Raw genomic sequence first — 21,179 nt, 5'->3', positions numbered from 1 at the left:
GGGCCCTAGAGTACGGCCATGCGGCTGACGAACGTGGCCCACCTGAGACTCCCGTTCGGACGCCTCCTCGGTTACGACCTCGGCGTCGAACCGCAGCCGCGCGCCCTGCCGGTCTCCTTCGACCAGCGCCGCCACGTCGGCGCCGGCGACCGGGCGGGCTCGTGGATGGCGCTGTCCTTCCGGCTCCCCGGCCCACGCGACCTCGCCGACGTGGAGGCCGCGTGGCGCGCGGTCCTGCACCGCCACGGCACCCTGCGCTCGGTCTTCTCCCCCGGCCCCGACGGACCCCTCCTGCACGCCGCGAGGCTCGGCGAGGGCCGGTGGGTCGAGCACCCGATCGCCCCCGGGCAGGCGGTCAACGACGCGCTGCGCGAGGTGCTGGACGCCACCTGCGCGCCGTACGCCGCCCCGGCGCACCGGCTCTGCCTGCTGGAGACCGCCGACGGCCCGACGCTGGTGGTCGGCGCCGACCACTCCCATGTCGACATGTGGTCGATGCTGGTCATCGCCCGCGACCTGCTCGCCGCGCTCGACGCCCGCCGCCGCGGCACCGAGCCGTTCGCGGGCTGGCCGGACGCCGCTCCCTTCGCCGAGCACACCGCGGCGCTGCGGGCCGGGCCGCGGGCCCCGCAGGAGGTACGCCGGCGCTGGGCCGAGGTGCTCGAGGCCTCCGGCGGCGTGATGCCGCGGTTCCCGATGCCGCTGGGCGAGGGCGAGGGCCCGCAGCGCGAGCGGGTCGAGGTGCGCGACGTCCTCGACGTGGACGACGCGGCCGCGCTCGGGGTGTCCGCCGCCGAGGCCGGCGTCTCCACCCTGGGGCTGGTGGTCTCGGCGATGACCCGAGTGACCCGGATCCTCGCCGACGAGCCGCTGCGCGCCGTCTTCCCCGTGCACAGCCGCTACGAGCCGACCTGGCACGACTCCGTCGGCTGGTTCATCACCAACTCCGTCCTCACCTGCGACGACCCGCACCCCAAGGCCGCCGCGGCGGCGGTGAAGGAGGCGGTCTCGCTCGGGTCGTGGCCGCTGGAGGACGTGCTCGCCCCCTGGGGCGGGATGCCGGAGGCACCCGGCATGTTCGCGATCTCCTGGCTCGACCTGCGCCGACTGCCGGTCCGGGTCGATGCGAAGGGCCTGGAGGCGCAGTACGTCGGGGCCTCGATCCTCACCGACGGCGTGATGCTCTGGTTCGTCCTGGACGAGTCCGGCCTGCACCTGCGCTGCCGCTACCCCGACACCGACGAGGCCCGCCGCAACGTCGGGCGCTGGCTGGACCGTCTCGTCGCCGAGCTGCGCCACCGGGCCCGGGAGTCGGCGGGCGGGGTCCTGCGGGTTGCCGGGCGCCGGTTCCGGGTGCAGCGGGCCGCGCGCGGCGACGTCCCGGCGCTGGTCGCCCTGCTGGCCGACGACCCGATCGGTGCCACCCGCGAGAGCGGCGACCCGGTGGACTACGAGGCGGCGTACGACGCCGTCGCCCGCGACCCCGCGCAGTTCCTCGCGGTGGTGCGCGACGACGAGGACACCGTGGTCGCCACGATGCAGCTGAGCATCGTGCCGGGCCTGTCCCGCTCCGGCGCCACCCGGCTCCAGGTCGAGGGCGTCCGGGTGGGCGCGACGGCGCGCGGGCTCGGCCTGGGCACCGCGATGCTGGAGTGGGCGCACGACCACGGCCGGGCCCGGGGCGCCACCCTGGCCCAGCTGACCAGCGACGCCGCGCGCACCGGCGCGCACGGGTTCTACGAGCGGCTGGGCTACCAGGCCAGCCACCTCGGGTTCAAGAAGCAGCTGTGAGGCCGACACCACCGGGGCTGCGCACCGGGCAGTGGGTGCCGCCGGCGGCGTAGATCGTGGGCATGCAGAGGTTGCAGTGGATGCAGGCCCCCTGCGCGACCTCCTCGCGCCGCAGCCGGTCGACCAGGTCGGGCTCGCGCAGCACGGCGCGGCCCATCGCGACGTACTCGAAGCCCAGCTCCATCGCCCGCTGCATGGTGTCGCGCCGGTTGATCCCGCCCAGCAGCATCAGCGGGGTCGACAGCGCCTCGCGGAAGCGCAGCGCCTTGTCCAGGAAGTAGGCCTCCTCGAACGGGATCGACTTCAGGAACGAGCGCCCCACCGGGGTCCGCATGCCGAGGCGCACCGGCAGCGGCATCGAGGCGGCGAACTCCTTGAGCGGGACGTCGCCGCGGAACAGGTACATCGGGTTCATCAGCGAGCTGCCGCCGCTGAGCTGCATCGCGTCCAGGGTGCCGTCGGACTCCAGCAGCCGGGCGACCTCCAGCCCGATGTCGGTGGTCACCCCGCCGCGGAAGCCGTCGCCGAGGCTCAGCTTGGCGGTCACCGCGACCTCGTCGCCGACCTCCTCGCGCACGGCGCGGGCGACCTGGCGGGCCAGCCGGGCACGGTTCTCCAGGCTGCCGCCCCAGCGGTCCTTGCGCCGGTTCAGCCCGGGTGCGAGGAAGGAGGAGATCAGGTAGCTGTGCGCCATGTGCAGCTCGAGCACGTCGAACCCGGCCCGCACCAGCGTCCGGGCGGCGGTGACGTAGGCCCCGGTGACACGGGTCAGGTCGGCCTCGCTCGCTGCCCGCACCAGCTGCATCGACAGCGGGCTGGGCATCGCGCTGGCCGCGATCGCGTGCACCCGGTTGGAGCGCCCGTTGGCCACCGGTCCCGCGTGCCCGACCTGCCCGGCGATCGCCGCGCCGGTCTCGTGGACGGCGTCCGTGAGCCGGCTCAGGCCGGCCAGCGTGTCGGGGCCGACCACGATCTGCTCGTGGTGGGTGCGGCCCTCGGGGGCCACCGCGAGGTAGGCGACGGTGGTCAGCCCGATCCCGCCGCGGGCCGGGGCGAGGTGGTAGTCGATCAGCTCGTCGGTGACCTGGCCGTGCGGCGAACGGCCCTCGAAGGTGGCCGCCTTGACCGTACGGTTGCGGAGGGTGACCGGCCCCAGGGTGGCCGGCGCGAAGACGTCGGGAGCACTCACGATCGTGAACGATAACGTGTTCTAGTGCTGGTGGAGAGGCTCCGCGCCGCCGGCTGCGTGTACGCCGAGCAGGAGGCGGCCGTCCTGCGGGAGGCCGCCGGGGGTGACCCGCGCGCACTGGAGCGGCTGCTCGCCGAGCGGCTGGCCGGGCGTCCGCTGGAGGTCGTCGTCGGCTGGGCCGAGCTCGACGGGGTGCGCGTCGCGATCGACCCGGGGGTGTTCGTGCCGCGCCGGCGCACGGCGTACGTCGCGCGGCTCGGGGCCACGGGCCTGCCGGACGGCGCGGTGGTGGTGGATTTGTGCTGCGGCTCGGGGGCGCTCGGCGCGGCGATCGCGCACCGAGTGCCCGGTGCGGTGGTGCACGCCGCCGACATCGACCCGGTCGCGGTGACCTGCGCCCGGCGCAACCTGTCCCCGGAGCGGGTGCACGCCGGGGACCTGTACGCCGCCCTGCCCGACGACCTGCGCGGCCGCGTCGACCTGCTGGCGGTCAACGCGCCGTACGTGCCGAGCGACGAGATCGACCTGATGCCACCGGAGGCGCGGCTGCACGAGCCGCGGACCGCCCTCGACGGCGGCGCCGACGGGCTGGACCTGCACCGCCGGGTCGCGGCGGGTGCCCCGGACTGGCTGGCTCCCGGTGGCCGGCTGCTGCTCGAGACCAGCGCCTCCCAGTCGACGCGCACCGTCGGCCTGCTCGCGGCGGCGGGCCTCGCGGTGCGGCTGCACGAGGACGAGGAGCTCGGCGCGACGGTCGCCGAGGGTCAGCGGGCCAGGTGCGGCGCCGCCCGGCCGGCGATCAGCGGCAGGTCGAGGTAGGTGCGGATGCCCGGCTCGGCGGCGCAGACGTAGGGGATCGCGCTCACGCAGTGGTTGGCTGTCGACACGATCCCGGGGTTGCGCACCAGGCCGGCGGCCACCGACTCGGGCTGGAGGCCGTGCAGGGTCAGGCGCACCGTCGGGTCGCCGGTCACCTCGATCTCGAAGCGCTCGCCGTCCGCACCGAAGGTCCAGGGCCGCCCGTCGGTCCCGGCCAGGTGCTCCTCCCCCATCAGCCAGTTCACCGCGGCGGTGACCACCGGCTCGCCGTCGACGAGCGCGTCCCAGCGGAACCGTCGCCCGGCCACCCGGCCGGGCTCGATCACACCGATCGGGCTGTCGATCGGCGCGGTGGCCACGGCGTTCTCCGCGGTGGTGCGGACCTCCTCGGCGCGGAAGCCGAGCTCGGCCACCACCATCCGCACCGACGCCTTGAAGCCGCCGCCGAGCAGCCGCGCCATCGGGCTCGCCTCGGCCTCCTCGACGGTGCCGCCGAACCCCATCACGTGGCGGACCACGTCGGGGGCGTCGTAGGTGCGGATGTCGCTGAACTCCTCCGCGCGCACGTGGGTGACCGAGCCGGTGACCGCGGAGACCATCAGCGGGAACCGCTCGGTGATGCCGCCGGGGTGGATGCCGGTGCCGTGCAGCGTGCTGCCGCCCTCGAGGCACGCCTCGCGCAGCGCCGCGGTGCGGGCGGGGTCGGGGAAGATCCAGCCGACCGGGGTGACGACGTTCGCGCCCGAGCGCAGCAGCGCCGCCACCTCCTCCTCGTCGGGCACCAGCGGGGCGTAGACGACGCAGTCGGCGCCCAGCGCCACCACCTCCGCCAGGCTGGTGACCGCGTGCACCCCGACCGGCTCGAGGCCGGCGAGCTCGCCGACGTCGCGTCCGGCCTTGTCCGGGCTGTGCACCCACGCCCCGGCGAGCTCCAGCTCGGGGTGGGCCAGCACCCCCTGGATCGCGGCGCGGCCGACGCCGCCGGTGGCCCACTGCACGACGCGGAGGCTGCTCTGGTGGCTCATGGGCGCTCAGTCAGTCAGCACCGCCTGCCTGTGTCAACGGTGCCGGGTGAGAGGCTGGGGGCGTGGATCTGCCCACCTCCTCCGACGTCGACCACGCCGCGGCCCGCATCGCCGGCGTGGTCACCCGCACCCCGCTCCAGCACAGCGCCCGACTGTCCTCGCTGCTCGGCCTCGAGGTCTGGCTCAAGCGCGAGGACCTCCAACCGGTCCGCTCCTACAAGCTGCGTGGCGCCTACAACCTCATCGAACAGCTCTCCGACGAGGCGCGCGCCCGTGGCGTCACCTGCGCCAGCGCCGGCAACCACGCCCAGGGCGTCGCGCTCGCGTGCGCGCGCGCCGGCGTGCAGGCTCGGGTGCACCTGCCCCGCACCACGCCGCGCCAGAAGCGCGAGCGGATCAAGGTCCTCGGCGGCCGCTACGTCGAGATCGTGATCGTCGGCGACAGCTACGACGACGCAGCCGCCGCCAGCGCGGCGTACGCCGAGGCGACCGGGGCCACCCCGGTCCCCGCCTTCGACGACCCGCGCACGATCGCCGGACAGGGCACCGTCGCCCGCGAGGTCCTCGAGCAGCTCGGCCGCGAGCCGGACGCGGTGGTCGTCCCGGTCGGCGGCGGCGGGCTGCTGGCCGGCATGGTCACCTACCTCGCCGACCGGGCGCCCGGCGTCCGCGTCATCGGCGCCGAGCCGGCCGCCGCCGCGTGCATGGCCGCCGCCCTCGCGGCCGGCGAGCCGGTCGAGCTCGACGCCGCAGGTCTCGACGGGTTCGTCGACGGCGCCGCCGTACGCCGGTCCGGCGACTGGACCTTCGAGGTCGTCCAGCAGGTCAAGCCGGAGCTGGTCGCGGTGCCCGAGGGGCTGGTGGCCGTCGAGATGCTCGACCTCTACCAGTCCGACGGGATCATCGCGGAGCCCGCCGGCGCGCTCGCCTCGGCCACCCTGCGCCTCTCCGAGGCCGACGGCGGCGTGCACCTCGAGCCCGCCTCCACGGTCGTGGTGATCGTCTCGGGCGGCAACAACGACGTGTCGCGCTACGCCGAGGTCGTCGAGCGCGCGCTGGTCTACGAAGGCCTCAAGCACTACTTCCTGGTCGAGTTCCCCCAGGAGCCCGGTGCGCTGCGGCGCTTCCTCGACGAGGTGCTCGGCCCCGACGACGACATCACGCTCTTCGAGTACGTCAAGCGCTCCAACCGCGAGACCGGGCCCGCGCTCGTCGGCATCGAGCTCCAGCACGCCGCCGACCTCGCCGGCCTGCTGGCGCGCATGGAGCGCTCCCCGATCCGCTTCGAGACCGTCGACGCCGACAGCCCGCTCTTCCGCTTCGTGCAGTAGCACCGCCGCGATCGGCGGGGTGTGCGCAAACGGAAGCGGCCCCGCCGTCCGCACGGGACGACGGGGCCGGGACCTGGCTCAGCGCGTGGGCAGCAGCGCGCCCAGGTCGGCGAGGGCCGCGCCCGCGCCGCCGAGCGTGGTCGAGAGCTGCTTGCCCCACAGGAAGAACCGGTGGACGGGGTAGTCCACGTCCACGCCGATGCCGCCGTGCAGGTGCTGCACGCGGTGCACCACGTCGAGCCCGGCCTGGGTGCGCCACCAGGTGGCGACCATCGCGGAGCGGTCGGCCGCGGCGCGCACCGCCGGGTCGTCGCCAGCCTCGGCCAGGTCACCCAGGTCCGAGAGCGCCTGCCACAGCGTCACGCGCATCGCGTCGACGTCGATCCAGCAGTCGGCCAGCTGGTGCTGCACCGCCTGGAAGGTGCCCAGCGGGCGGCCGAACTGCTCACGCTCGGAGAGGTACGACGCCGCGAGGTGCATCGCCCCCTGGGCCACGCCGAGCTGGACGGCCGCGAGCGCGACCCGGGACAGGCGCAGCACGTCGGCGAGGGCGTTCCCGCCCGGGGTGCCGACGGGCTCGGCGACCTGGCCGTCGAGGCGCAGCTCCGCGGCGAGGTCGTGGGAGGTGACCGCGGACAGCTCGGTCTTGACGCCGGCCCCGTCGAGCGGGACCAGGAACAGCCCAGCCCCGTCGGGCGTGGTCGCGGAGACCAGCACCGCGGCCGCTCCCTGCACGCTCGGCACGACCGCCTTGGTGCCGGTGAGGCGCCAGGTGCCGTCGTCGTCGCGGGTGGCCGCGCACTGCGGCGCGTCCGGCTCCCCGACGTACTCCTCGAGGGCGAGGGTCAGGCGGGTGCTGCCGTCGCAGGTGCCGGGCAGCAGCCGGGCGCGCTGCTCGTCGGTGCCGTGCTCGGCGATCGCGAGCTGGGCCACGCCGGCCGCCCACAGCGGGACCGGGGCGACGGTGCGGCCCTGCTCCTCGAGCAGCAGCGCGAGCGCCCACGGGCCCATGCCCGCGCCGCCGAGCTCCTCGGGGAGCGCGATGCCGAGCAGGCCGGTCTCGGCCAGCGAGCCCCACAGCTCCTCATCGATGCGCGTCTCGGTGGTCTCGATCTCGCGGACGCGGTCCGTGCTCGCCTTGCCGGCGAACACGGTGCTCGCCAGCTCGGCCACGGTGGCCAGGTCCTCGTCGAGGTTGAAGTCCATGTCTGTCTCCTGTCCTGGTCCGGGTCTCAGCGCTTCGCGCGGGGCATGCCGAGGCCCTGCATGGCGACCATGTCGCGCAGCACCTCGTTGACCCCTCCGCCGAAGGTGTTCACGATGCCCTGGCGCGAGAGCTGCTCGACCTGCCCGGAGAGCACCGCGGCGGGCTGCCCGGGGCGGACCCGGCCGGCCGCGCCGAGCACCTGGCTCAGGGTGCGCTGGACGTCGATGTGGGTCTCGGTGCCGTAGGCCTTGGCCGCGCCGGCGGTGGCGCCGCTGAGGGTGCCGTCCCCGACCGCGGCGGTCATCCGCCAGTTCATCAGGCGCATCGCCTCGAGCCGGGCCCAGGTGCGCGCCATCTCCGCGCGCACCCACGGCACCTCGCTGACACCGTTGTCCTGCGCCCAGTCCCAGACGTCCTCCCACAGCTGGATCATCCGGCCGCCGAGCGCGGCCAGCGCCACCCGCTCGTGGTTGAGCTGGGCGGTGATCAGCTTCCAGCCGCCGTTGACCTCGCCGACGAGCTCGGCGTCGGAGACCCGGATGCCGGAGTAGTACGTCGCGGTGACGCTCATCCCGCCCACCGCGCGGATCGGGCTCCAGGTGTAGCCCGGGTCGTCGCACGGCGTGATCAGGATCGAGATGCCGCGGTGCTTGGGCGCCTCGGGGTCGGTGCGGCAGGCCAGCCACACGTAGTCGGCGGTGTTGCCGCCGGTGGTGAAGATCTTCTGTCCGTCGACGACCCACTCGCCGCTGGCGTCGTCGCGCACCGCGCGGGTGCGCACCGAGGCGAGGTCGGTGCCGGCCTCGGGCTCGGTGTAGCCGATCGCGAAGACGATGTCGCCGGTGAGCATGCCGGGCAGGTACTTCGCCTTCTGCTCCTCGGTGCCGAACGCCATCAGCGTCGGCCCGACGGTGTTGATCGTGACCAGGGGGAACGGCACGCCGGCGCGCTGCACCTCGTCGTAGAAGATGAACTGCTCCTCGGCACCCAGGCCGCGCCCGCCGTACTCCGTGGGCCAGCCGACGCCCAGCCAGCCGTCGCGGCCGAGCATCCGGACCACCTCACGGAAGCGGGGGCCACCGGCGCCGGCCTCGCCGACCTCGCGGCGCTCGTCGGCGGGGAGCAGCTGGGCGAAGTACGCCCGCAGCTCGCGGCGCAGCTCGGTCTGCGCCGGGGTCTCGCGCAGGTCCATGGGACTCCTCCTGGGGTCGGGTGGCTCGGTCAGCTGATCCTGACGGTCCGATAGACATGTGTCAACCATCCGTCTATCCAGCAGGATGACACCCGTCTGATCTCCCCCTACACTCCCGGACATGGAGCAGCAGGGACAGGTCGTGCGGCGTGTGCTCTCCCCCGCGCGCGCCGCGACCCGGGAGCGCCTCATCCAGGCCGCGATCGAGCTCGCCACCGAGGGCGGGTACGACGCGGTCGGCATCCGCCCGGTCGCCGCGCACGCCGGGGTGTCGGTGCCGACGGCGTACCAGCACGTGAGCTCCAAGGACGAGCTGCTGACCGAGGCGCTGCTCGCCCTCGGCGCGCGCTCGACCGCCGACGTGCGCGAGCGGACCCCCGCCGGGCGCAGCCCCGCCGACCGGCTGACCGTGGTGTTCCGCCGGATCCTGCGCGAGGCGGCCGCGAAGCCGCTGCTCTACCAGGCGCTCTACCGCGCCTGGGTCGCCAGCGCACCGACCCTGCTCGCGATCGACGGGCAGGCCGGCTTCGGGCCCGAGAAGGCCGCCTGGATCGGCACCACCCTGCGAGCGGGCGACACCGCCGGACACGACGAGGAGGCCATCGAGTCCGCGTCGCGGATCCTCTCGATGCTCTTCCTCGGGGCGATGACCGGCGTCGCGGCCGGTCGCGACGCCGGCGAGGCGGGCGACGTCCTCGAGGACGCCACCCGGCGCCTGCTGCCCTGAGCCTGTTGCCCTGAGCCTGTTGCCGGGAGCTCAGCCGAGCTGCTCGACCACCCGCGCGGCGCGGACCACCGTCCCCAGGTGGGCATCGGCCTCCGGACTGGTGGCCAGCCACGCGATCGCCCGGCCGGCGGTGTCCTCGGCCACGGTGTCCACCCCGTGCGCCGCGATCCGGTCGGTGCCGCCGCGCGCCGCGGCTGCCTCGGTGACCACGAACCCCGGGTCGACGTTGAACGCGCGCACCCCGGCCTCGCGGTACTCCGCGTTGATCGCGCCGGCGATCCGCCCGAAGGCGGCCTTGGCCGAGGAGTAGGCCAGTCCCCAGCCGCCCTCGCCGGGCGGCGCGGGCGGGTCGTTGCGGATCGAGCCGGACCACAGGTCGACGATCGTGCCGCCGCCCTGGGCCACCATCGCCGGCACCATCTCCTGCACCAGGGCGAGCTGGTGCACGTGGTTGGCGGTGAGACTGCGCGTGAGCGCGTCGAGATCGAGCTCGAGCAGCCGCGCGTGGGGCACGTGCAGGATCGCGTTGTTGACGAGCACGTCGACGCGGCCCCAGGCGTCCAGCACGGTGCGCGCCGCGGCCCGCACGCTCGCCAGGTCGGTGAGGTCCATCGGCACCGGCAGTGCCCGCACCCCGAGCGCCGCCACCTCCGCGGCGGTGCTGTCCAGGCTGCCGGGCACCGCGATCGCCCGGTCGCCCTCGCGCTGGGTGCGCGGCGGCACGACGCCCTCGCCCTCGCGCACGGTCCGCGCGGTGAAGGCGACGTCGAAGCCGGCGCGGGCCAGCGCGAGCGCGACCTGCTTGCCGATGCCGCGGCTCGCGCCGGTCACCAGGGCGGTGCGCCGCGGAGGCGCAGCCGCGGTCATCGTCCGGCGTTCCCGGCGCCCGACTCCGCGGCCGCGGCCATCTCGGCGAGCATCGGGCGCACGTCGTCGCGGCGGTAGCCCAGCAGCGTCACGACCGCCGGGTCCGGCTCGTAGGCGATCACCGCGCCGCGCCCCGGCACGATCATCGAGTCCGGCATGAACGGGTGCGGCTCGTCGCGCTCCTCGAGCACCCGGCCGCCCCCGCTGAGGTCGAAGATGATCTGGAAGTAGTCGCGGTAGCTCAGGTTGACGTCCCCGATGAGGTACGCCGCCCCGGGCTCGGCCCGCTCCAGCGCCCCGTCGACGGCCTCGGCCAGCGAGCGCACCGACATGTAGTTGGTGCCGCCCGCCGGTGCGTGGTCGGGGACCTTCGCGGTCAGCTCGCCCCGGCCCCAGGCCAGCTGCTTGGCGAAGCGCCGCACCGCGACCCCGGGGATCATCCCGACGATCGACGGCGGGTTGAGCGTCGAGACGTGGAAGTCCGCGTCAGCGAGCTCGCGCGAGCGATCGTCGGCCAGCTGGCGGGCCCGCACGTAGGGGTTCGACTCCACCAGGTCCGGGCGGACCATGTGGTAGTAGCTGCCGACCTGCACCGCCCGGCGTACGCCGGCCCGCTTGGCGCGCTGCATCAGCTGCGGCACGCCGTCGCTCTGGTAGCGCGCCCAGAACTCCGCGTCGCCGCCGTCCGCACCCGCGTGCCGCACGTCCTGCCCGGCGCAGAAGACCAGGGCCTCGAAGCCCTCGAGCTCGGCCTCGGAGAAGCCCCCGTCGGCGTAGTCGCCGGGGAGGAAGTCGAAGGACTCCACCAGCGAGCCCGGCTCTGGCGCCGAACGGCCGGCGACGCTCACCTCGTGGCCACGGTCGGCCAGCAGCGTCGCGACGTGGCCGCCGATCATCCCGGCACCACCGATCACCAGTGTCTTCATCTCGCTCCTCCTCGGTGTCTCCCGCGCCGGACCGGCACGGGTCGTGCGGACGGGCGTCAGCCGAAGACCGCGAGCCCCGCGTCGATCGCGGTGCCGCGCTCGGAGGCGACCTCGAAGCCGCCGTCGGCCCAGCCGCGGACCGCTAGGGTCTCCCCCGGGAAGACCGGGCCCGCGAAGCGGCCCTCGAGGCGGGTCAGGTCCGCCGGGTGGGCGCCGGCCGCGTCGGCCGCCGCCAGGGTGGCCGCGGCCAGCGTGGCGAGGCCGTGCAGGATCGGGCGGGGCTGCCCGATCCCGGCCGCCGCCTCGGGGTCGATGTGGATGTGGTGACGGTCGCCGAGCAGGCGGTAGAGCGCCGCCGCGTTGGCGGCCACCGGCAGCTCGCGGGTCCAGGTCGGCTCCTCGGTGCGTGCCGGCGGACGGCTCGGCCCGCGCTCGCCGCCGAAGCCGCCGCAGCCGGGCGCGAAGATCGACCAGGTCGCGGCGAAGTAGTCGCTCTCCACCGTCACGTCGAAGACCGCAGCGCCACCCTTGTCCCACACGTCGCCGACGCGGGCCGACATCGTCAGCTCACCGCTGGCGGGCATCGGCGCGAGCACGTCGAGGCGCTGCGAGCCGTGCACGGCCGTGCCGACGTCGAAGGCGCCACCGGAGCCGAGCACGTCGGGCGCCCACTGCGCGAGCGTGAGCGCGAACGACGGCAGCACCCGCAGCCGGTCCTCGAAGACGAGGTCGAGCTGCTCGGGCCGCGCGCCGATGGCCAGCGCGAACAGGATCGGGTCCCGGTCGCTCCAGGCCACGGTGCGCTCGCCGAGGTGGCGACCCGCCCACTCACCGGCGTGGCTCATGCGCCGTACACCGGCTCGGGGGTCTGCGCCTGGCCGAGCAGCGAGCGGACCTCGGCACCGACGGCGCCGGCGTCCCAGCGCTTGCCCAGGTCGGTCGCCGGGCCGTGGCGCCAGCCCTCCTCGACGCAGATCCGGCCACCCTCGACCTCGATCACGCGACCGGTGACGTCCGCGGCGTCCTCGCTGGCCAGCCAGGCCACGACCGGGGAGACGTTGCCGGGGTGCATGACGTCGAAGCCGCCCTCGGGCGCCGCCATCTTGTCGGCGAACGGGCCCTCGGTCATGCGGGTGCGCGCCGACGGCGCGATCGCGTTGACGGTGACGCCGTAGCGGCCCATCTCGGCGGCGGCGACCAGCGTCATCGCGGCGATGCCGGCCTTCGCGGCCGAGTACGTCGTCTGCCCGATGCTGCCCTGCAGGCCGGCGCCGGAGGAGGTGTTGATGACGCGGGCGGCGCGGGTGCGGCCGGCCTTGCCCTCCGCACGCCAGTACGCGCCGGCGTGGCGCAGCGGCGCGAAGTGGCCCTTGAGGTGCACGCGGATGACGGCGTCCCACTCCTCCTCGGAGGTGTTGACGAGCATCCGGTCGCGCACGAACCCGGCGTTGTTCACCAGGATGTCGAGGCCGCCGAACGTGTCGATCGCCTGCTGCACCATGTCCGCCGCCTGCTGGAAGTCGGCCACGTCGGCGGGGTTCGCCACGGCCTGACCACCGGCGGCCACGATCTCCGCGACCACGGACTCGGCGGGAGTCTCGCCGGTCCCCTCGCCGGCCAGGGAGACGCCGTAGTCGTTGACCACGACCGCCGCACCCTGACGCGCGAGCTCCAGCGCGTGCTCACGTCCGAGCCCACGGCCCGCTCCGGTCACGATCGCGACCCGCCCTTGAAGAATCCCAGCCATCGGTTCCGTCTCCCTGCTCATGGATAGTTCGATCTCGACCATTCCAGCCGAACCAAGCGGGTGCTAGGGTACCAAGCAATCGCTAGGTTAGGAACCGACCATGACAGTCACCACGTCGACCGTCGACGAGAACATCGCCGTCGTCACCATGAACTACCCGCCCGTGAACGCGCTGCCCGTCGCGGGTTGGTACGCCGTCGCGAGCGCCGTGACCGCGGCCGGCGCGGACCACCACGTCGTGGTCCTGCGCGCCGAGGGTCGTGGCTTCAACGCCGGCGTCGACATCAAGGAGATGCAGCACACCGACGGGTTCGAGGCGATCCTGGGCGCCAACCGCGGCTGCTACGCGGCCTTCAAGGCGATCTATGAGTGCCCCGTCCCGGTGATCTCCGCGGTCAACGGATTCTGCGTCGGCGGCGGCGTCGGGATGGTCGGCAACTCCGACATCGTCGTCGCCAGCGACGACGCCTACTTCGGCGTCCCGGAGGTCAACCAGGGCGCGCTCGGCGCGGCCACCCACATGGCCCGCCTGGTCCCCCAGCACCTGATGCGCTCGCTGTACTTCACCGCGCGCACGATCAAGGCCGCCGACCTCGTGCAGCACGGCTCCGTGCTCGAGGTCGTGCCCCGCGACCAGCTCGACGACGCCGCGCTCGCCGTGGCCCGCGACATCGCCGCGAAGGACACCCGCGTCATCCGGGCCGCGAAGGAGGCCCTCAACGGCATCGACCCGATCGACGTCAACAAGTCCTACCGCTTCGAGCAGGGCTTCACCTTCGAGCTCAACCTCGCCGGCGTCGCCGACGAGCTCCGCGACGACTTCGCCGGCACCGACAAGGCCGCCCGGCGCTGACGCAGCGCCACCGTCTCCCCCACCATCACGACCCGGAAGGTCTCCACTCCATGACCACGCCGCAGCGCATCCGCACCCCGCTCACCGAGCTGACCGGGGTGGACCACCCCATCGTGCAGACCGGCATGGGCTGGGTCGCCGGCCCGCGCCTGGTCTCCGCGACCGCCAACGCCGGCGCCCTGGGCATCCTGGCCTCGGCCACCATGACCTACGAGGAGCTCGAGCGGGCGATCATCGAGGTCAAGGAGCGCACCGACAAGCCGTTCGGCGTCAACCTGCGCGCCGACGCCGGGGACGCCGGCAAGCGCGTCGAGCTGCTCATCCGCCACGGCGTCAAGGTCGCCTCGTTCGCCCTGGCGCCCAAGCAGGAGCTCATCGCCCGGCTCAAGGAGCACGACATCGTCGTGATGCCCTCGGTCGGCGCGGCCCGCCACGCGGAGAAGGTCGCCGGCTGGGGCGCCGACGCGGTGATGATCCAGGGCGGCGAGGGCGGCGGCCACACCGGTGCCACCCCGACCACCCTGCTCCTGCCCAGCGTGCTGGACGCCGTCGACATCCCGGTCGTCGCCGCAGGTGGCTTCTTCGACGGCCGCGGCCTCGCCGCCGCCCTGTCGTACGGCGCGGTCGGCATCGGCATGGGCACCCGCTTCCTGCTCACCAGCGACAGCGCCGTGCCCGAGGAGATCCGTCGCCAGTACCTCGGCTTCGGCCTCGACGGCACCGTCGTCACCACCAAGGCCGACGGGATGCCGCACCGCCTGCTGCGTACGCCGTTCATCCAGGGCCTCGAGGAGACCAGCGTGGTCAAGCGCGCGGTCCCCACCGCCCGCCGAATGCTGGAGTTCAAGAAGCTCAGCGGCGCCGGGTGGCGCGAGTTCGCCGGCGACGGCCTGCGGATGAAGCGCAGCAGCGACCGCTCCTGGGTGCAGATGACGATGGCCGCCAACACCCCGATGCTGCTCAAGGCCGGACTCGTCGACGGCGACACCGAGGCCGGCATGCTCGCCTCCGGGCAGGTCGTCGGCATGATCGACGACCTCCCGAGCTGCGAGGAGCTGGTCGACCGGATCATCGCCCAGGCGGTCGAGCGGCTCGGCTCGCTGGCCGGCAACCTCGTCTGAGGCCTCCGCACCGCTCTCCCCGCACGCCGGGCGCCGTCCAACGGCGTCCGGCGTGCGTCGTCTCAGGCCGCCCAGGTCTCGGCGAGCAGCCCGTAGACCGCCACGTCGCGACGCTCCTCCCCGACCCACATGGCCGACCGCAGGGTGCCCTCGTGGGTGAAGCCGAGGCGCTGCGCCAAGGCACGGCTGCGCGCGTTGTCGACGTCGGCGCGGATCTCCACGCGGGCGACCTGTCGCTCCTCGAAGAGGATCTCGATCAGCGTCCTGACCGCGCGCGAGACCGCACCTCGCCCCTCGTGCTCGCCATCGATCCAGCAGCCGAGGTCGGCGGTGCCGATGTAGTGGTCGATGCGCGCGCCGGCGGCGCCGATGACCGTCTCGCCGGCCAGGATCACGCACGGGACGGTGCGCCCCTCGACCCACTCGGCGAGCAGCGCCCGCGCATAGGCGCGCTGGCCCTCCTCGGTCAGCTCCTCATGGGCCCAGTGCTCCCACCGGCGCAACCGCGCGCGGTTCTCCAGCGTCAGCCGGTGGACCGCAGGCACCGAGGACTCATCGAGCAGCGCCAGCACGTAGCCGGCACCGAGGTCGCGGGTGAACGTGGGGCTCGGCATGGGCCGAGTCTACGAACGGCGCCGGCCGCGGGCGCCCGCCTCGGCGCCACGGGGGTTCTCCGATCCCCCGTTCGCCGCTACGGTGCTGAGCACCACGGAGCCGGAACCATCGGGCCCACCGACGCAGGGAGAGCCACATGCTCGGTTTCCTCATCGGCACCGGCGTCGTCGTGACCGGCGCGCTGGCCTGGGACTGGCGCAGGAGCGAGAAGCTGAAGAAGGCCCTCGCCACCCCGGTCCCCTACCCGAACAGCCCCGGCGCGGACGGCAACACCCCCGGCACCGCCGCCCGGGCCAAGCGCAGCGGCGCGGGCAAGGACCCTGCCCGGCAGTGGCCGGCGTACCGGCCCGACCTCAACAACGGCGGAGGAGGCGGCGGCGGCGCCTTCTGACCCGGCACGCCCACCCCGCACCGAGCCCGGCTGCCCGGCCCCCACATGTCTACGTCCCCCGAGCGAACCGAAGGTCGCCGTTCGGCATCCGCTCATGCAGGTAACGGTCGTCATGGACCAGATGATGGTGATGACTGCAGAGCAGCAACCCATTCTCGAGATCGGTCTTCCCGCCCTCCGACCACGGCCGCAGATGATGCGCCTCGCACCACGTCGCGGGAATCGAACAGCCGCTCGCCCGGCATTCCCGGTCCCGAATTGCCAGGGCTTTTCTCTGGCCCGGGCTGAAGAGCCGGGTCGAGTGGCCCAGGTCCAGCGGGATCGAACGGGTGCCGAGCACCGCTGGCACCAGGTTGGCGGTGCACGCGAGGCGCCGAGCCTCTCCCGCAGTGATGCGGGAGCCGTCGGCCAGCGTCGCGGACCCCAGTCCCTCGACCAGTGCCGTCAGGTCCATCGTGATCACCACCGTGGTGGCATCGCCGCCGTGCAGCGGCAGCCGGGACGGATCCAGTGACTCCAACAAGCTGCAGAACGCCTCACCCAGCCGCCGCTCATAGGGCACCCGCCGCCCATCGGCGCCGAGCTCCGCGCTCTCGCCATCTTCACGGCGCGGGTTGGTGAACGACTCCAGCAACGTCGTCAACCGCAACGCCACCGACTCCGGCACCCGCGCCTTGATGAGCGCCGTCCCATCGCCGAGGCCCTGCACCTTCAAGGTCGTACGCCGCCGCGCCGCCCGCTCCGCATCACGCAGCCGACGCTCCGCCAACTCATCCACCCACTCCGGCGCCACCACCTCGAGCAGCCGCTCACCCAGCCGCTGCAGCGCCCGCGGCCCGAAGTCGACCGCCTGTTCCACCAGATAGGCCTCCGCGCGGACCAGCACGTCGCCCCACTCCGCCGCGGTCGCCTCGACCAGGCGGCCGGCGGAGCAGACCTCATCCAGGGCCGCGACAACGACATGGCCCTGGTCGATGCTCATTCGCCCCTCGCCCAGCGCCTCCCCGACCCGATGCCAGCGCTGCTCGCAGGCGAGGCCGAGCCGCTGCGCGCGTCGCACCGAGCTGCTCGAGGCATGCGCGCGTTGAGCCACCCACGCGGCGGCATCACGGAACCCCTCGGCGTCCGCCACGTCCTCGGCGCACGCGATCACCCGCGACTCGAGAGCCTGCGCCCGCGAGGACACCCGCACCATCGACAACAGCGCCTGCCGTTTGTCGGCCAGCGACAAGAACCCCGGATCCAGGCCCGCGAGCTCATCCAGCTCGGCCTCCACGCGCTCCACACCGGCGACGTAGGGATGAGCCAGACCGGCCATCGACGCCTCCCGAGAAAGGTGTAGCGGCGTCCTTCACCGCTACGCCAATGATACCTCTGTTCGAATGGGTGCCACACAGCCAAAACTGGTGAGGTATGAATGTGGACAACTTATCCACAGGTGAATGTCCACACGTGACATGTGGAATTCGTGCTCACTGCCCCTCACCCAGCAGGTCTTCCACACCGCCGAACCCGTCGCTTTGTTACCACCTCCACGCGGCCACGCCTGGGCGGATGGCGTACCGATCCAGCCGGACGCTCACCCAAGGGGCATGACGAGGCGGCGCGCCGTCGCTACCGTGGCCCGATGGCTGCGGCGAGAGAGTTCCAGGTCACCTTCGACTGCGCGGAGCCCGAGCGCGTGGCCCGCTTCTGGTGCGAGGTGCTGGGGTACGTCGTCCCGCCGCCCCCGCCCGACTTCGACAGCTGGGAGGAGTTCGACCGCACGCTCCCGCCGGAGCAGCGCGGGTCGGCGTTCGCGTGCGTGGACCCCGCCGGGGTCGGCCCACGCCTGTACTTCCAGCGCGTGCCCGAGGGCAAGGTCGTCAAGAACCGGCTCCACCTCGACGTGCGGGTCGGCACCGGCCTCGTGGGCGAGGAGCGCCTGGCCGCGCTCGAGGCCGAGTGCGCGCGACTGCTCCCGCTCGGCGCGACCCGCGTGCGCCTGCTGGAGGCCGACGAGGAGAACGAGTCGTGCCTGGTCATGCAGGACGTCGAGGGCAACGAGTTCTGCCTCGACTGAGGAACGCCGCAGGGCGGCCACCCCGTGGGATGACCGCCCTGCGTGGTCTCGACGGCCTCGGCCGACGGGGCCGAGAGCCTCAGAGGCGCTCGATGATCGTCACGTTGGCCTGACCGCCGCCCTCGCACATCGTCTGCAGGCCGAATCGGCCGCCGGTGCGCTCGAGCTCGTGGAGCATCGTCGTCATCAGGCGGGTGCCGGTGGCGCCGATCGGGTGGCCCAGCGCGATGCCGCCGCCGTTGACGTTGACCTTCTCGTGCGGCGCGCCGGTCTCCTTCATCCAGGCCAGCACGACCGAGGCGAACGCCTCGTTGCACTCGAACAGGTCGATGTCCTCGATGCTCATGCCGGTCTTGGCCAGCGCGTGCTTGGTGGCGCCGATCGGGCCGGTGAGCATCCAGATCGGGTCGTCGCCGCGCACCGAGAGGTGGTGGATCCGGGCCCGCGGCGTGAGGCCGTGGTCCTTGACCGCCTGCTCGGAGGCGATCAGCATCGCCGAGGCGCCGTCGCAGATCTGCGAGGCGACACCGGCGGTGATCCGGCCGCCGGGGGCGAGCGGGTTGAGCCCGGCCATCTTCTCCAGCGAGGTCTCGCGCGGGCACTCGTCGGTGGTGAACACCGTGCCGTCGGCCAGGGTGACCGGCGCGATCTCGCGCTCGAAGCGGCCCTCGGCGATCGCGGCCTTCGCGCGCTGGTGCGAGGCGAGCGCGTAGCGCTCCATGTCCTCGCGGCTGCAGTCCCACTTCTCCGCGATCATCTCGGCGGAGTTGAACTGGCTGACCTCGACGTCGCCGTAGCGCGCCCGCCAGCCCGGCGACTCCGCGAACGGCGTGGTGAAGCCGTACTGCTGCGCCACCAGCATCGCCGCGGAGATCGGGATCGCGGACATGTTCTGCAGCCCGCCGGCGACCACCAGGTCCTGGGTGCCGGACATGACGCCCTGGGCCGCGAAGTGCACGGCCTGCTGGGAGGAGCCGCACTGCCGGTCGATGGTCACGCCGGGCACGTGGTCGGGCAGCCCGGCCACCAGCCACGCCGTACGCGCGACGTCGCCGGCCTGTGAGCCGATGGTGTCGCAGCAGCCCATGATCACGTCGTCCACCGCGCCGGCGTCGACGCCGGTGCGCTCGATGAGGGACTTCAGCACGTGCCCACCGAGGTCGGCGGAGTGCATGGACGCGAGCGAGCCGCCGCGCTTGCCGACCGGGGTCCGGACGGCGTCGACGATGTAGGCCTCAGCCATGTCAGTTCTCCTCGTGCTCGGGTTGCGTGGGGGGTCAGGCGTGCTGGCTGGACACGGCGAGGACCTCGCCGGTCATGTAGCTGGAGTAGTCGCTGGCCAGGAAGACCATGACGTTCGCGATCTCCCAGGGTGCCGCGGCGCGACCGAAGGCCTCCTTGCCCTTGAGCTCGGCGAGCAGCTCGGGGGTGGTGACCTTCTCCAGGAAGGGGTGCATGGCCAGGCTCGGCGAGACCGCGTTGACGCGGATGCCGTGCTGGGCCAGGTCGGCGGCGGCGGAACGGGTCAGCGCCTTCACGCCGGCCTTCGCGGCGGCGTAGTGGGACTGGCCCTCCTGGAAGCGCCAGCCGATCACCGAGGAGTTGTTGACGATGACGCCCTTCTTGCCGGCGGCGACGAAGCGGCGACCCGCCTCCCGGATGCAGCGCATCGTGCCGGTGAGGGTGATGTCGAGGACCAGGTTCCAGGTCTCGTCGGGCATCTCGAGGATGTCGTCGGTGCCGCCGAGGCCGGCGTTGTTGATCATCACGTCGACCCCGCCGAACGGCTCCGCGGCGTCGAGGAGCGCGACCACGTCGTCCTGCTTGGTCACGTTGCACACGATCGAGGCGACCCGGTCCGCGCCGAACTCCTTGGCCAGGAGCTCGTGCGCCTCGCCCAGGCGGCGCTCGTGGGTGTCGGAGATGACGACCGCCTTGGCACCCTCCTCCAGCACCTTGCGGGCCACCGCGGCGCCGATGCCGGCACCGGCCGCAGCGGTCACCACGACGACGCGTCCGGCGAGCAGGTCGTGACCCGGGACGTAGTCGGGGGTGGGCTGCTCGGGCTTGGTCATGGGCGGGGCTCCTTCGGCAGGCCGAGCACGCGCTCGGCGATGATGTTGCGCTGGATCTCGTCCGAGCCGCCGTAGATCGTGTCGGCCCGGCTGAAGAGGAAGTTGGTCTGCTGGTCGTCGAGCTCGTACGGCGCGCCGGCGGCGACGAGCGCCTCGGGGCCGCGCACGGCCATCGCGAGCTCGCCGAGGTCACGGTGCCACCGCGCCCACAGCAGCTTGGAGACCGAGGCCTCCGGGCCGCTCGAGCCGGAGTCGTAGGCGCTGAGGGTCCGCAGGGCGTGGATCCGCATGACCTCGAGCTCGACGCGGGCCTGGGCGATCCGGTCGGCGATCGCCGGGTCGTCGATGGTGCCCACCCGGCGGGCGGTCTCGACGACGTCGTCGAGCTCGCGGGCGAACCCGACCTGCTGGCCGATCGTGGAGACGCCGCGCTCGAAGCCGAGCGTGGCCATCGCCACCGCCCAGCCGGCACCGGGCTCGCCGACCACGAGGCCGGCCTCGGTGCGGGCGTCGTCGAAGAAGACCTCGTTGAACTCCGAGGTCCCGGTCAGCTGGAGGATCGGGCGGACCTCGACCCCGGGCTGGTCCATCGGGACCAGCAGGTAGGACAGGCCGGCGTGGCGGCGCGAGCCGGGCTCGGTGCGCACGACGGCGAAGCACCAGTCGGAGTGGTGGGCCAGCGAGGTCCACACCTTCTGGCCGTTGATCACCCACTCATCGCCCTGGAGCTCGGCGCGCGAGCGCACCGCCGCCAGGTCGGAGCCGGCGCCGGGCTCGGAGTAGCCCTGGCACCACAGCTCGGTCACGTTCACGATGCCGGGCAGGAAGCGGCGCTTCTGCTCCTCGGTGCCGTGCGCGATGAGGGTCGGTCCGAGCAGCTGCTCGCCGAGGTGGTTGACGCCCGCGGGCGCGTTCGCCCGGGCGTACTCCTCATGGAAGATCACCTGCTGGAACAGCGGCAGGTCGCGCCCGCCGTGCTCGACCGGCCAGCCCAGGCAGGTCCACCCGTGCTTGGCCAGGTGCTGGTTCCAGGCGACCCGCTCCTCGTGGAACTCGTGCTCGCGCCCGGATCCACCGCGCCCCTTGATGGCGGCGAACTCGCCGACGAGGTTGTCGGCGAGCCACTCGCGCACCTCGGCACGGAACTGCTCGTCCTCCGCGGAATAGCTCAGGTCCACTCGATGCCTCCGATTCACCCGGCGCGACCCGCCGGAATGTGTGACGACCACGTTACCAAACCA

General features: G+C 73.4%; 21 protein-coding genes. 8 read left to right on the top strand and 13 right to left on the bottom strand.

The genetic code is table 11. The features are described 5' to 3' along the window. Positions 1-18: 18 nt before the first annotated feature. Positions 19-1,791, top strand: coding sequence for a GNAT family N-acetyltransferase (locus HBO46_RS01780; RefSeq protein ID WP_166137547.1), 1,773 nt, complete (start codon positions 19-21; stop codon positions 1,789-1,791). Here HBO46_RS01780 and HBO46_RS01775 read toward each other — a convergent pair. Continuing rightward, positions 1,775-2,980, bottom strand: coding sequence for an oxidoreductase (locus tag HBO46_RS01775; protein WP_224769323.1), 1,206 nt, complete (start codon positions 2,978-2,980; stop codon positions 1,775-1,777). The two genes, HBO46_RS01780 and HBO46_RS01775, sit on opposite strands and share 17 nt — an antisense overlap. A gap of 30 nt (positions 2,981-3,010) precedes the next feature. Here HBO46_RS01775 and HBO46_RS01770 point away from each other — a divergent pair, with 30 nt between their 5' ends. Further along, entirely contained in the window at positions 3,011-3,799 is a 789-nt protein-coding gene (locus HBO46_RS01770; RefSeq protein ID WP_224769322.1) for a putative protein N(5)-glutamine methyltransferase, read from the top strand. On the opposite strand, the gene HBO46_RS01765 is transcribed toward HBO46_RS01770, so the two are convergent. Beyond that, positions 3,745-4,824, bottom strand: a complete 1,080-nt coding sequence (locus HBO46_RS01765) for an NAD(P)H-dependent amine dehydrogenase family protein (protein ID WP_166137553.1) — start codon at positions 4,822-4,824, stop codon at positions 3,745-3,747. The two genes, HBO46_RS01770 and HBO46_RS01765, sit on opposite strands and share 55 nt — an antisense overlap. Before the next feature lie 62 nt (positions 4,825-4,886). Here HBO46_RS01765 and ilvA point away from each other — a divergent pair, with 62 nt between their 5' ends. Beyond that, positions 4,887-6,155: a threonine ammonia-lyase IlvA gene (ilvA, locus tag HBO46_RS01760; RefSeq protein WP_166137556.1), complete on the top strand. Its 1,269-nt coding sequence runs from the start codon at positions 4,887-4,889 to the stop codon at positions 6,153-6,155. A 78-nt stretch (positions 6,156-6,233) separates the two neighbouring features. Here the strand turns inward: ilvA and HBO46_RS01755 are convergent, their stop codons facing one another. Together HBO46_RS01755 and HBO46_RS01750 are read right to left on the bottom strand one after the other, a co-directional pair. Continuing rightward, entirely contained in the window at positions 6,234-7,361 is a 1,128-nt protein-coding gene (locus HBO46_RS01755) for an acyl-CoA dehydrogenase family protein (RefSeq protein ID WP_166137559.1), read from the bottom strand. Between the two features lie 26 nt (positions 7,362-7,387). Then, complete coding sequence (locus HBO46_RS01750) at positions 7,388-8,554, bottom strand: acyl-CoA dehydrogenase family protein (protein ID WP_166137562.1); 1,167 nt, start codon at positions 8,552-8,554, stop codon at positions 7,388-7,390. Positions 8,555-8,675: 121 nt separating this feature from the next. On the opposite strand from HBO46_RS01750, the gene HBO46_RS01745 reads away from it, so the two are divergent. Continuing rightward, positions 8,676-9,281, top strand: a complete 606-nt coding sequence (locus HBO46_RS01745) for a TetR/AcrR family transcriptional regulator (protein ID WP_166137565.1) — start codon at positions 8,676-8,678, stop codon at positions 9,279-9,281. Positions 9,282-9,311: 30 nt separating this feature from the next. On the opposite strand, the gene HBO46_RS01740 is transcribed toward HBO46_RS01745, so the two are convergent. The 4 genes from HBO46_RS01740 to HBO46_RS01725 are packed head-to-tail and all read right to left on the bottom strand — an operon-like array spanning position 9,312 to position 12,821. Further along, entirely contained in the window at positions 9,312-10,148 is an 837-nt protein-coding gene (locus tag HBO46_RS01740; protein ID WP_166137568.1) for an SDR family NAD(P)-dependent oxidoreductase, read from the bottom strand. Further along, positions 10,145-11,074 (bottom strand): NAD-dependent epimerase/dehydratase family protein, encoded by a 930-nt coding sequence (locus HBO46_RS01735; RefSeq protein WP_166137571.1) that lies wholly within the window; start codon positions 11,072-11,074, stop codon positions 10,145-10,147. Before HBO46_RS01735 ends, HBO46_RS01740 begins: the two co-directional genes overlap by 4 nt. A 56-nt stretch (positions 11,075-11,130) precedes the next feature. Further along, positions 11,131-11,919, bottom strand: a complete 789-nt coding sequence (locus HBO46_RS01730) for a MaoC/PaaZ C-terminal domain-containing protein (protein ID WP_166137574.1) — start codon at positions 11,917-11,919, stop codon at positions 11,131-11,133. Continuing rightward, entirely contained in the window at positions 11,916-12,821 is a 906-nt protein-coding gene (locus tag HBO46_RS01725) for an SDR family oxidoreductase (RefSeq protein WP_166137577.1), read from the bottom strand. Before HBO46_RS01725 ends, HBO46_RS01730 begins: the two co-directional genes overlap by 4 nt. A gap of 100 nt (positions 12,822-12,921) precedes the next feature. Between HBO46_RS01725 and HBO46_RS01720 the strand changes: the two genes are divergently transcribed. Together HBO46_RS01720 and HBO46_RS01715 are read left to right on the top strand one after the other, a co-directional pair. Beyond that, positions 12,922-13,674 (top strand): enoyl-CoA hydratase family protein, encoded by a 753-nt coding sequence (locus HBO46_RS01720; protein ID WP_166137580.1) that lies wholly within the window; start codon positions 12,922-12,924, stop codon positions 13,672-13,674. A 50-nt stretch (positions 13,675-13,724) separates the two neighbouring features. Then, complete coding sequence (locus HBO46_RS01715; protein ID WP_166137583.1) at positions 13,725-14,795, top strand: NAD(P)H-dependent flavin oxidoreductase; 1,071 nt, start codon at positions 13,725-13,727, stop codon at positions 14,793-14,795. Positions 14,796-14,857: 62 nt separating this feature from the next. Here HBO46_RS01715 and HBO46_RS01710 read toward each other — a convergent pair whose 3' ends face one another. After that, positions 14,858-15,409, bottom strand: a complete 552-nt coding sequence (locus tag HBO46_RS01710; protein ID WP_166137585.1) for a GNAT family N-acetyltransferase — start codon at positions 15,407-15,409, stop codon at positions 14,858-14,860. A gap of 137 nt (positions 15,410-15,546) precedes the next feature. Here HBO46_RS01710 and HBO46_RS01705 point away from each other — a divergent pair, with 137 nt between their 5' ends. Continuing rightward, the gene (locus tag HBO46_RS01705) at positions 15,547-15,801 is read left to right on the top strand and encodes a hypothetical protein (protein WP_166137588.1); all 255 of its coding nucleotides are present in this window, start codon (positions 15,547-15,549) and stop codon (positions 15,799-15,801) included. A gap of 49 nt (positions 15,802-15,850) precedes the next feature. Here HBO46_RS01705 and HBO46_RS01700 read toward each other — a convergent pair whose 3' ends face one another. After that, positions 15,851-17,119, bottom strand: a complete 1,269-nt coding sequence (locus HBO46_RS01700) for an HNH endonuclease signature motif containing protein (RefSeq protein WP_166137590.1) — start codon at positions 17,117-17,119, stop codon at positions 15,851-15,853. A gap of 309 nt (positions 17,120-17,428) precedes the next feature. Between HBO46_RS01700 and HBO46_RS01695 the strand changes: the two genes are divergently transcribed. Continuing rightward, entirely contained in the window at positions 17,429-17,863 is a 435-nt protein-coding gene (locus tag HBO46_RS01695) for a VOC family protein (protein WP_166137593.1), read from the top strand. Between the two features lie 79 nt (positions 17,864-17,942). Here HBO46_RS01695 and HBO46_RS01690 read toward each other — a convergent pair whose 3' ends face one another. From HBO46_RS01690 to HBO46_RS01680, 3 genes are read right to left on the bottom strand one after another with little or no spacing between them, the layout of a single operon-like run. Then, the gene (locus HBO46_RS01690; protein ID WP_166137596.1) at positions 17,943-19,106 is read right to left on the bottom strand and encodes an acetyl-CoA C-acetyltransferase; all 1,164 of its coding nucleotides are present in this window, start codon (positions 19,104-19,106) and stop codon (positions 17,943-17,945) included. A gap of 34 nt (positions 19,107-19,140) precedes the next feature. Continuing rightward, on the bottom strand, positions 19,141-19,938 hold the full coding sequence (locus tag HBO46_RS01685; protein WP_166137598.1) for an SDR family oxidoreductase: 798 nt from the start codon (positions 19,936-19,938) through the stop codon (positions 19,141-19,143). Further along, complete coding sequence (locus HBO46_RS01680; protein WP_166137601.1) at positions 19,935-21,116, bottom strand: acyl-CoA dehydrogenase family protein; 1,182 nt, start codon at positions 21,114-21,116, stop codon at positions 19,935-19,937. Before HBO46_RS01680 ends, HBO46_RS01685 begins: the two co-directional genes overlap by 4 nt. Between the last annotated feature and the right edge of the window lie 63 nt (positions 21,117-21,179).

The organism is Nocardioides ochotonae (genome assembly GCF_011420305.2).
Lineage (GTDB): Bacteria > Actinomycetota > Actinomycetes > Propionibacteriales > Nocardioidaceae > Nocardioides > Nocardioides ochotonae.
The sequence above is the reverse complement of the archived record's forward strand: the minus strand, read 5'-3'. Positions and strand labels throughout refer to the sequence as shown.

Coding starts and splice junctions, on each gene's coding strand:
- HBO46_RS01780 (WP_166137547.1), top strand. CDS start 19: ATGCGGCTGACGAACGTGGCCCACCTGAGACTCCCGTTCGGACGCCTC.
- HBO46_RS01765 (WP_166137553.1), bottom strand. CDS start 4,824: ATGAGCCACCAGAGCAGCCTCCGCGTCGTGCAGTGGGCCACCGGCGGC.
- HBO46_RS01755 (WP_166137559.1), bottom strand. CDS start 7,361: ATGGACTTCAACCTCGACGAGGACCTGGCCACCGTGGCCGAGCTGGCG.
- HBO46_RS01750 (WP_166137562.1), bottom strand. CDS start 8,554: ATGGACCTGCGCGAGACCCCGGCGCAGACCGAGCTGCGCCGCGAGCTG.
- HBO46_RS01745 (WP_166137565.1), top strand. CDS start 8,676: ATGGAGCAGCAGGGACAGGTCGTGCGGCGTGTGCTCTCCCCCGCGCGC.
- HBO46_RS01740 (WP_166137568.1), bottom strand. CDS start 10,148: ATGACCGCGGCTGCGCCTCCGCGGCGCACCGCCCTGGTGACCGGCGCG.
- HBO46_RS01735 (WP_166137571.1), bottom strand. CDS start 11,074: ATGAAGACACTGGTGATCGGTGGTGCCGGGATGATCGGCGGCCACGTC.
- HBO46_RS01730 (WP_166137574.1), bottom strand. CDS start 11,919: ATGAGCCACGCCGGTGAGTGGGCGGGTCGCCACCTCGGCGAGCGCACC.
- HBO46_RS01725 (WP_166137577.1), bottom strand. CDS start 12,821: ATGGCTGGGATTCTTCAAGGGCGGGTCGCGATCGTGACCGGAGCGGGC.
- HBO46_RS01720 (WP_166137580.1), top strand. CDS start 12,922: ATGACAGTCACCACGTCGACCGTCGACGAGAACATCGCCGTCGTCACC.
- HBO46_RS01715 (WP_166137583.1), top strand. CDS start 13,725: ATGACCACGCCGCAGCGCATCCGCACCCCGCTCACCGAGCTGACCGGG.
- HBO46_RS01710 (WP_166137585.1), bottom strand. CDS start 15,409: ATGCCGAGCCCCACGTTCACCCGCGACCTCGGTGCCGGCTACGTGCTG.
- HBO46_RS01705 (WP_166137588.1), top strand. CDS start 15,547: ATGCTCGGTTTCCTCATCGGCACCGGCGTCGTCGTGACCGGCGCGCTG.
- HBO46_RS01700 (WP_166137590.1), bottom strand. CDS start 17,119: ATGGCCGGTCTGGCTCATCCCTACGTCGCCGGTGTGGAGCGCGTGGAG.
- HBO46_RS01695 (WP_166137593.1), top strand. CDS start 17,429: ATGGCTGCGGCGAGAGAGTTCCAGGTCACCTTCGACTGCGCGGAGCCC.
- HBO46_RS01690 (WP_166137596.1), bottom strand. CDS start 19,106: ATGGCTGAGGCCTACATCGTCGACGCCGTCCGGACCCCGGTCGGCAAG.
- HBO46_RS01685 (WP_166137598.1), bottom strand. CDS start 19,938: ATGACCAAGCCCGAGCAGCCCACCCCCGACTACGTCCCGGGTCACGAC.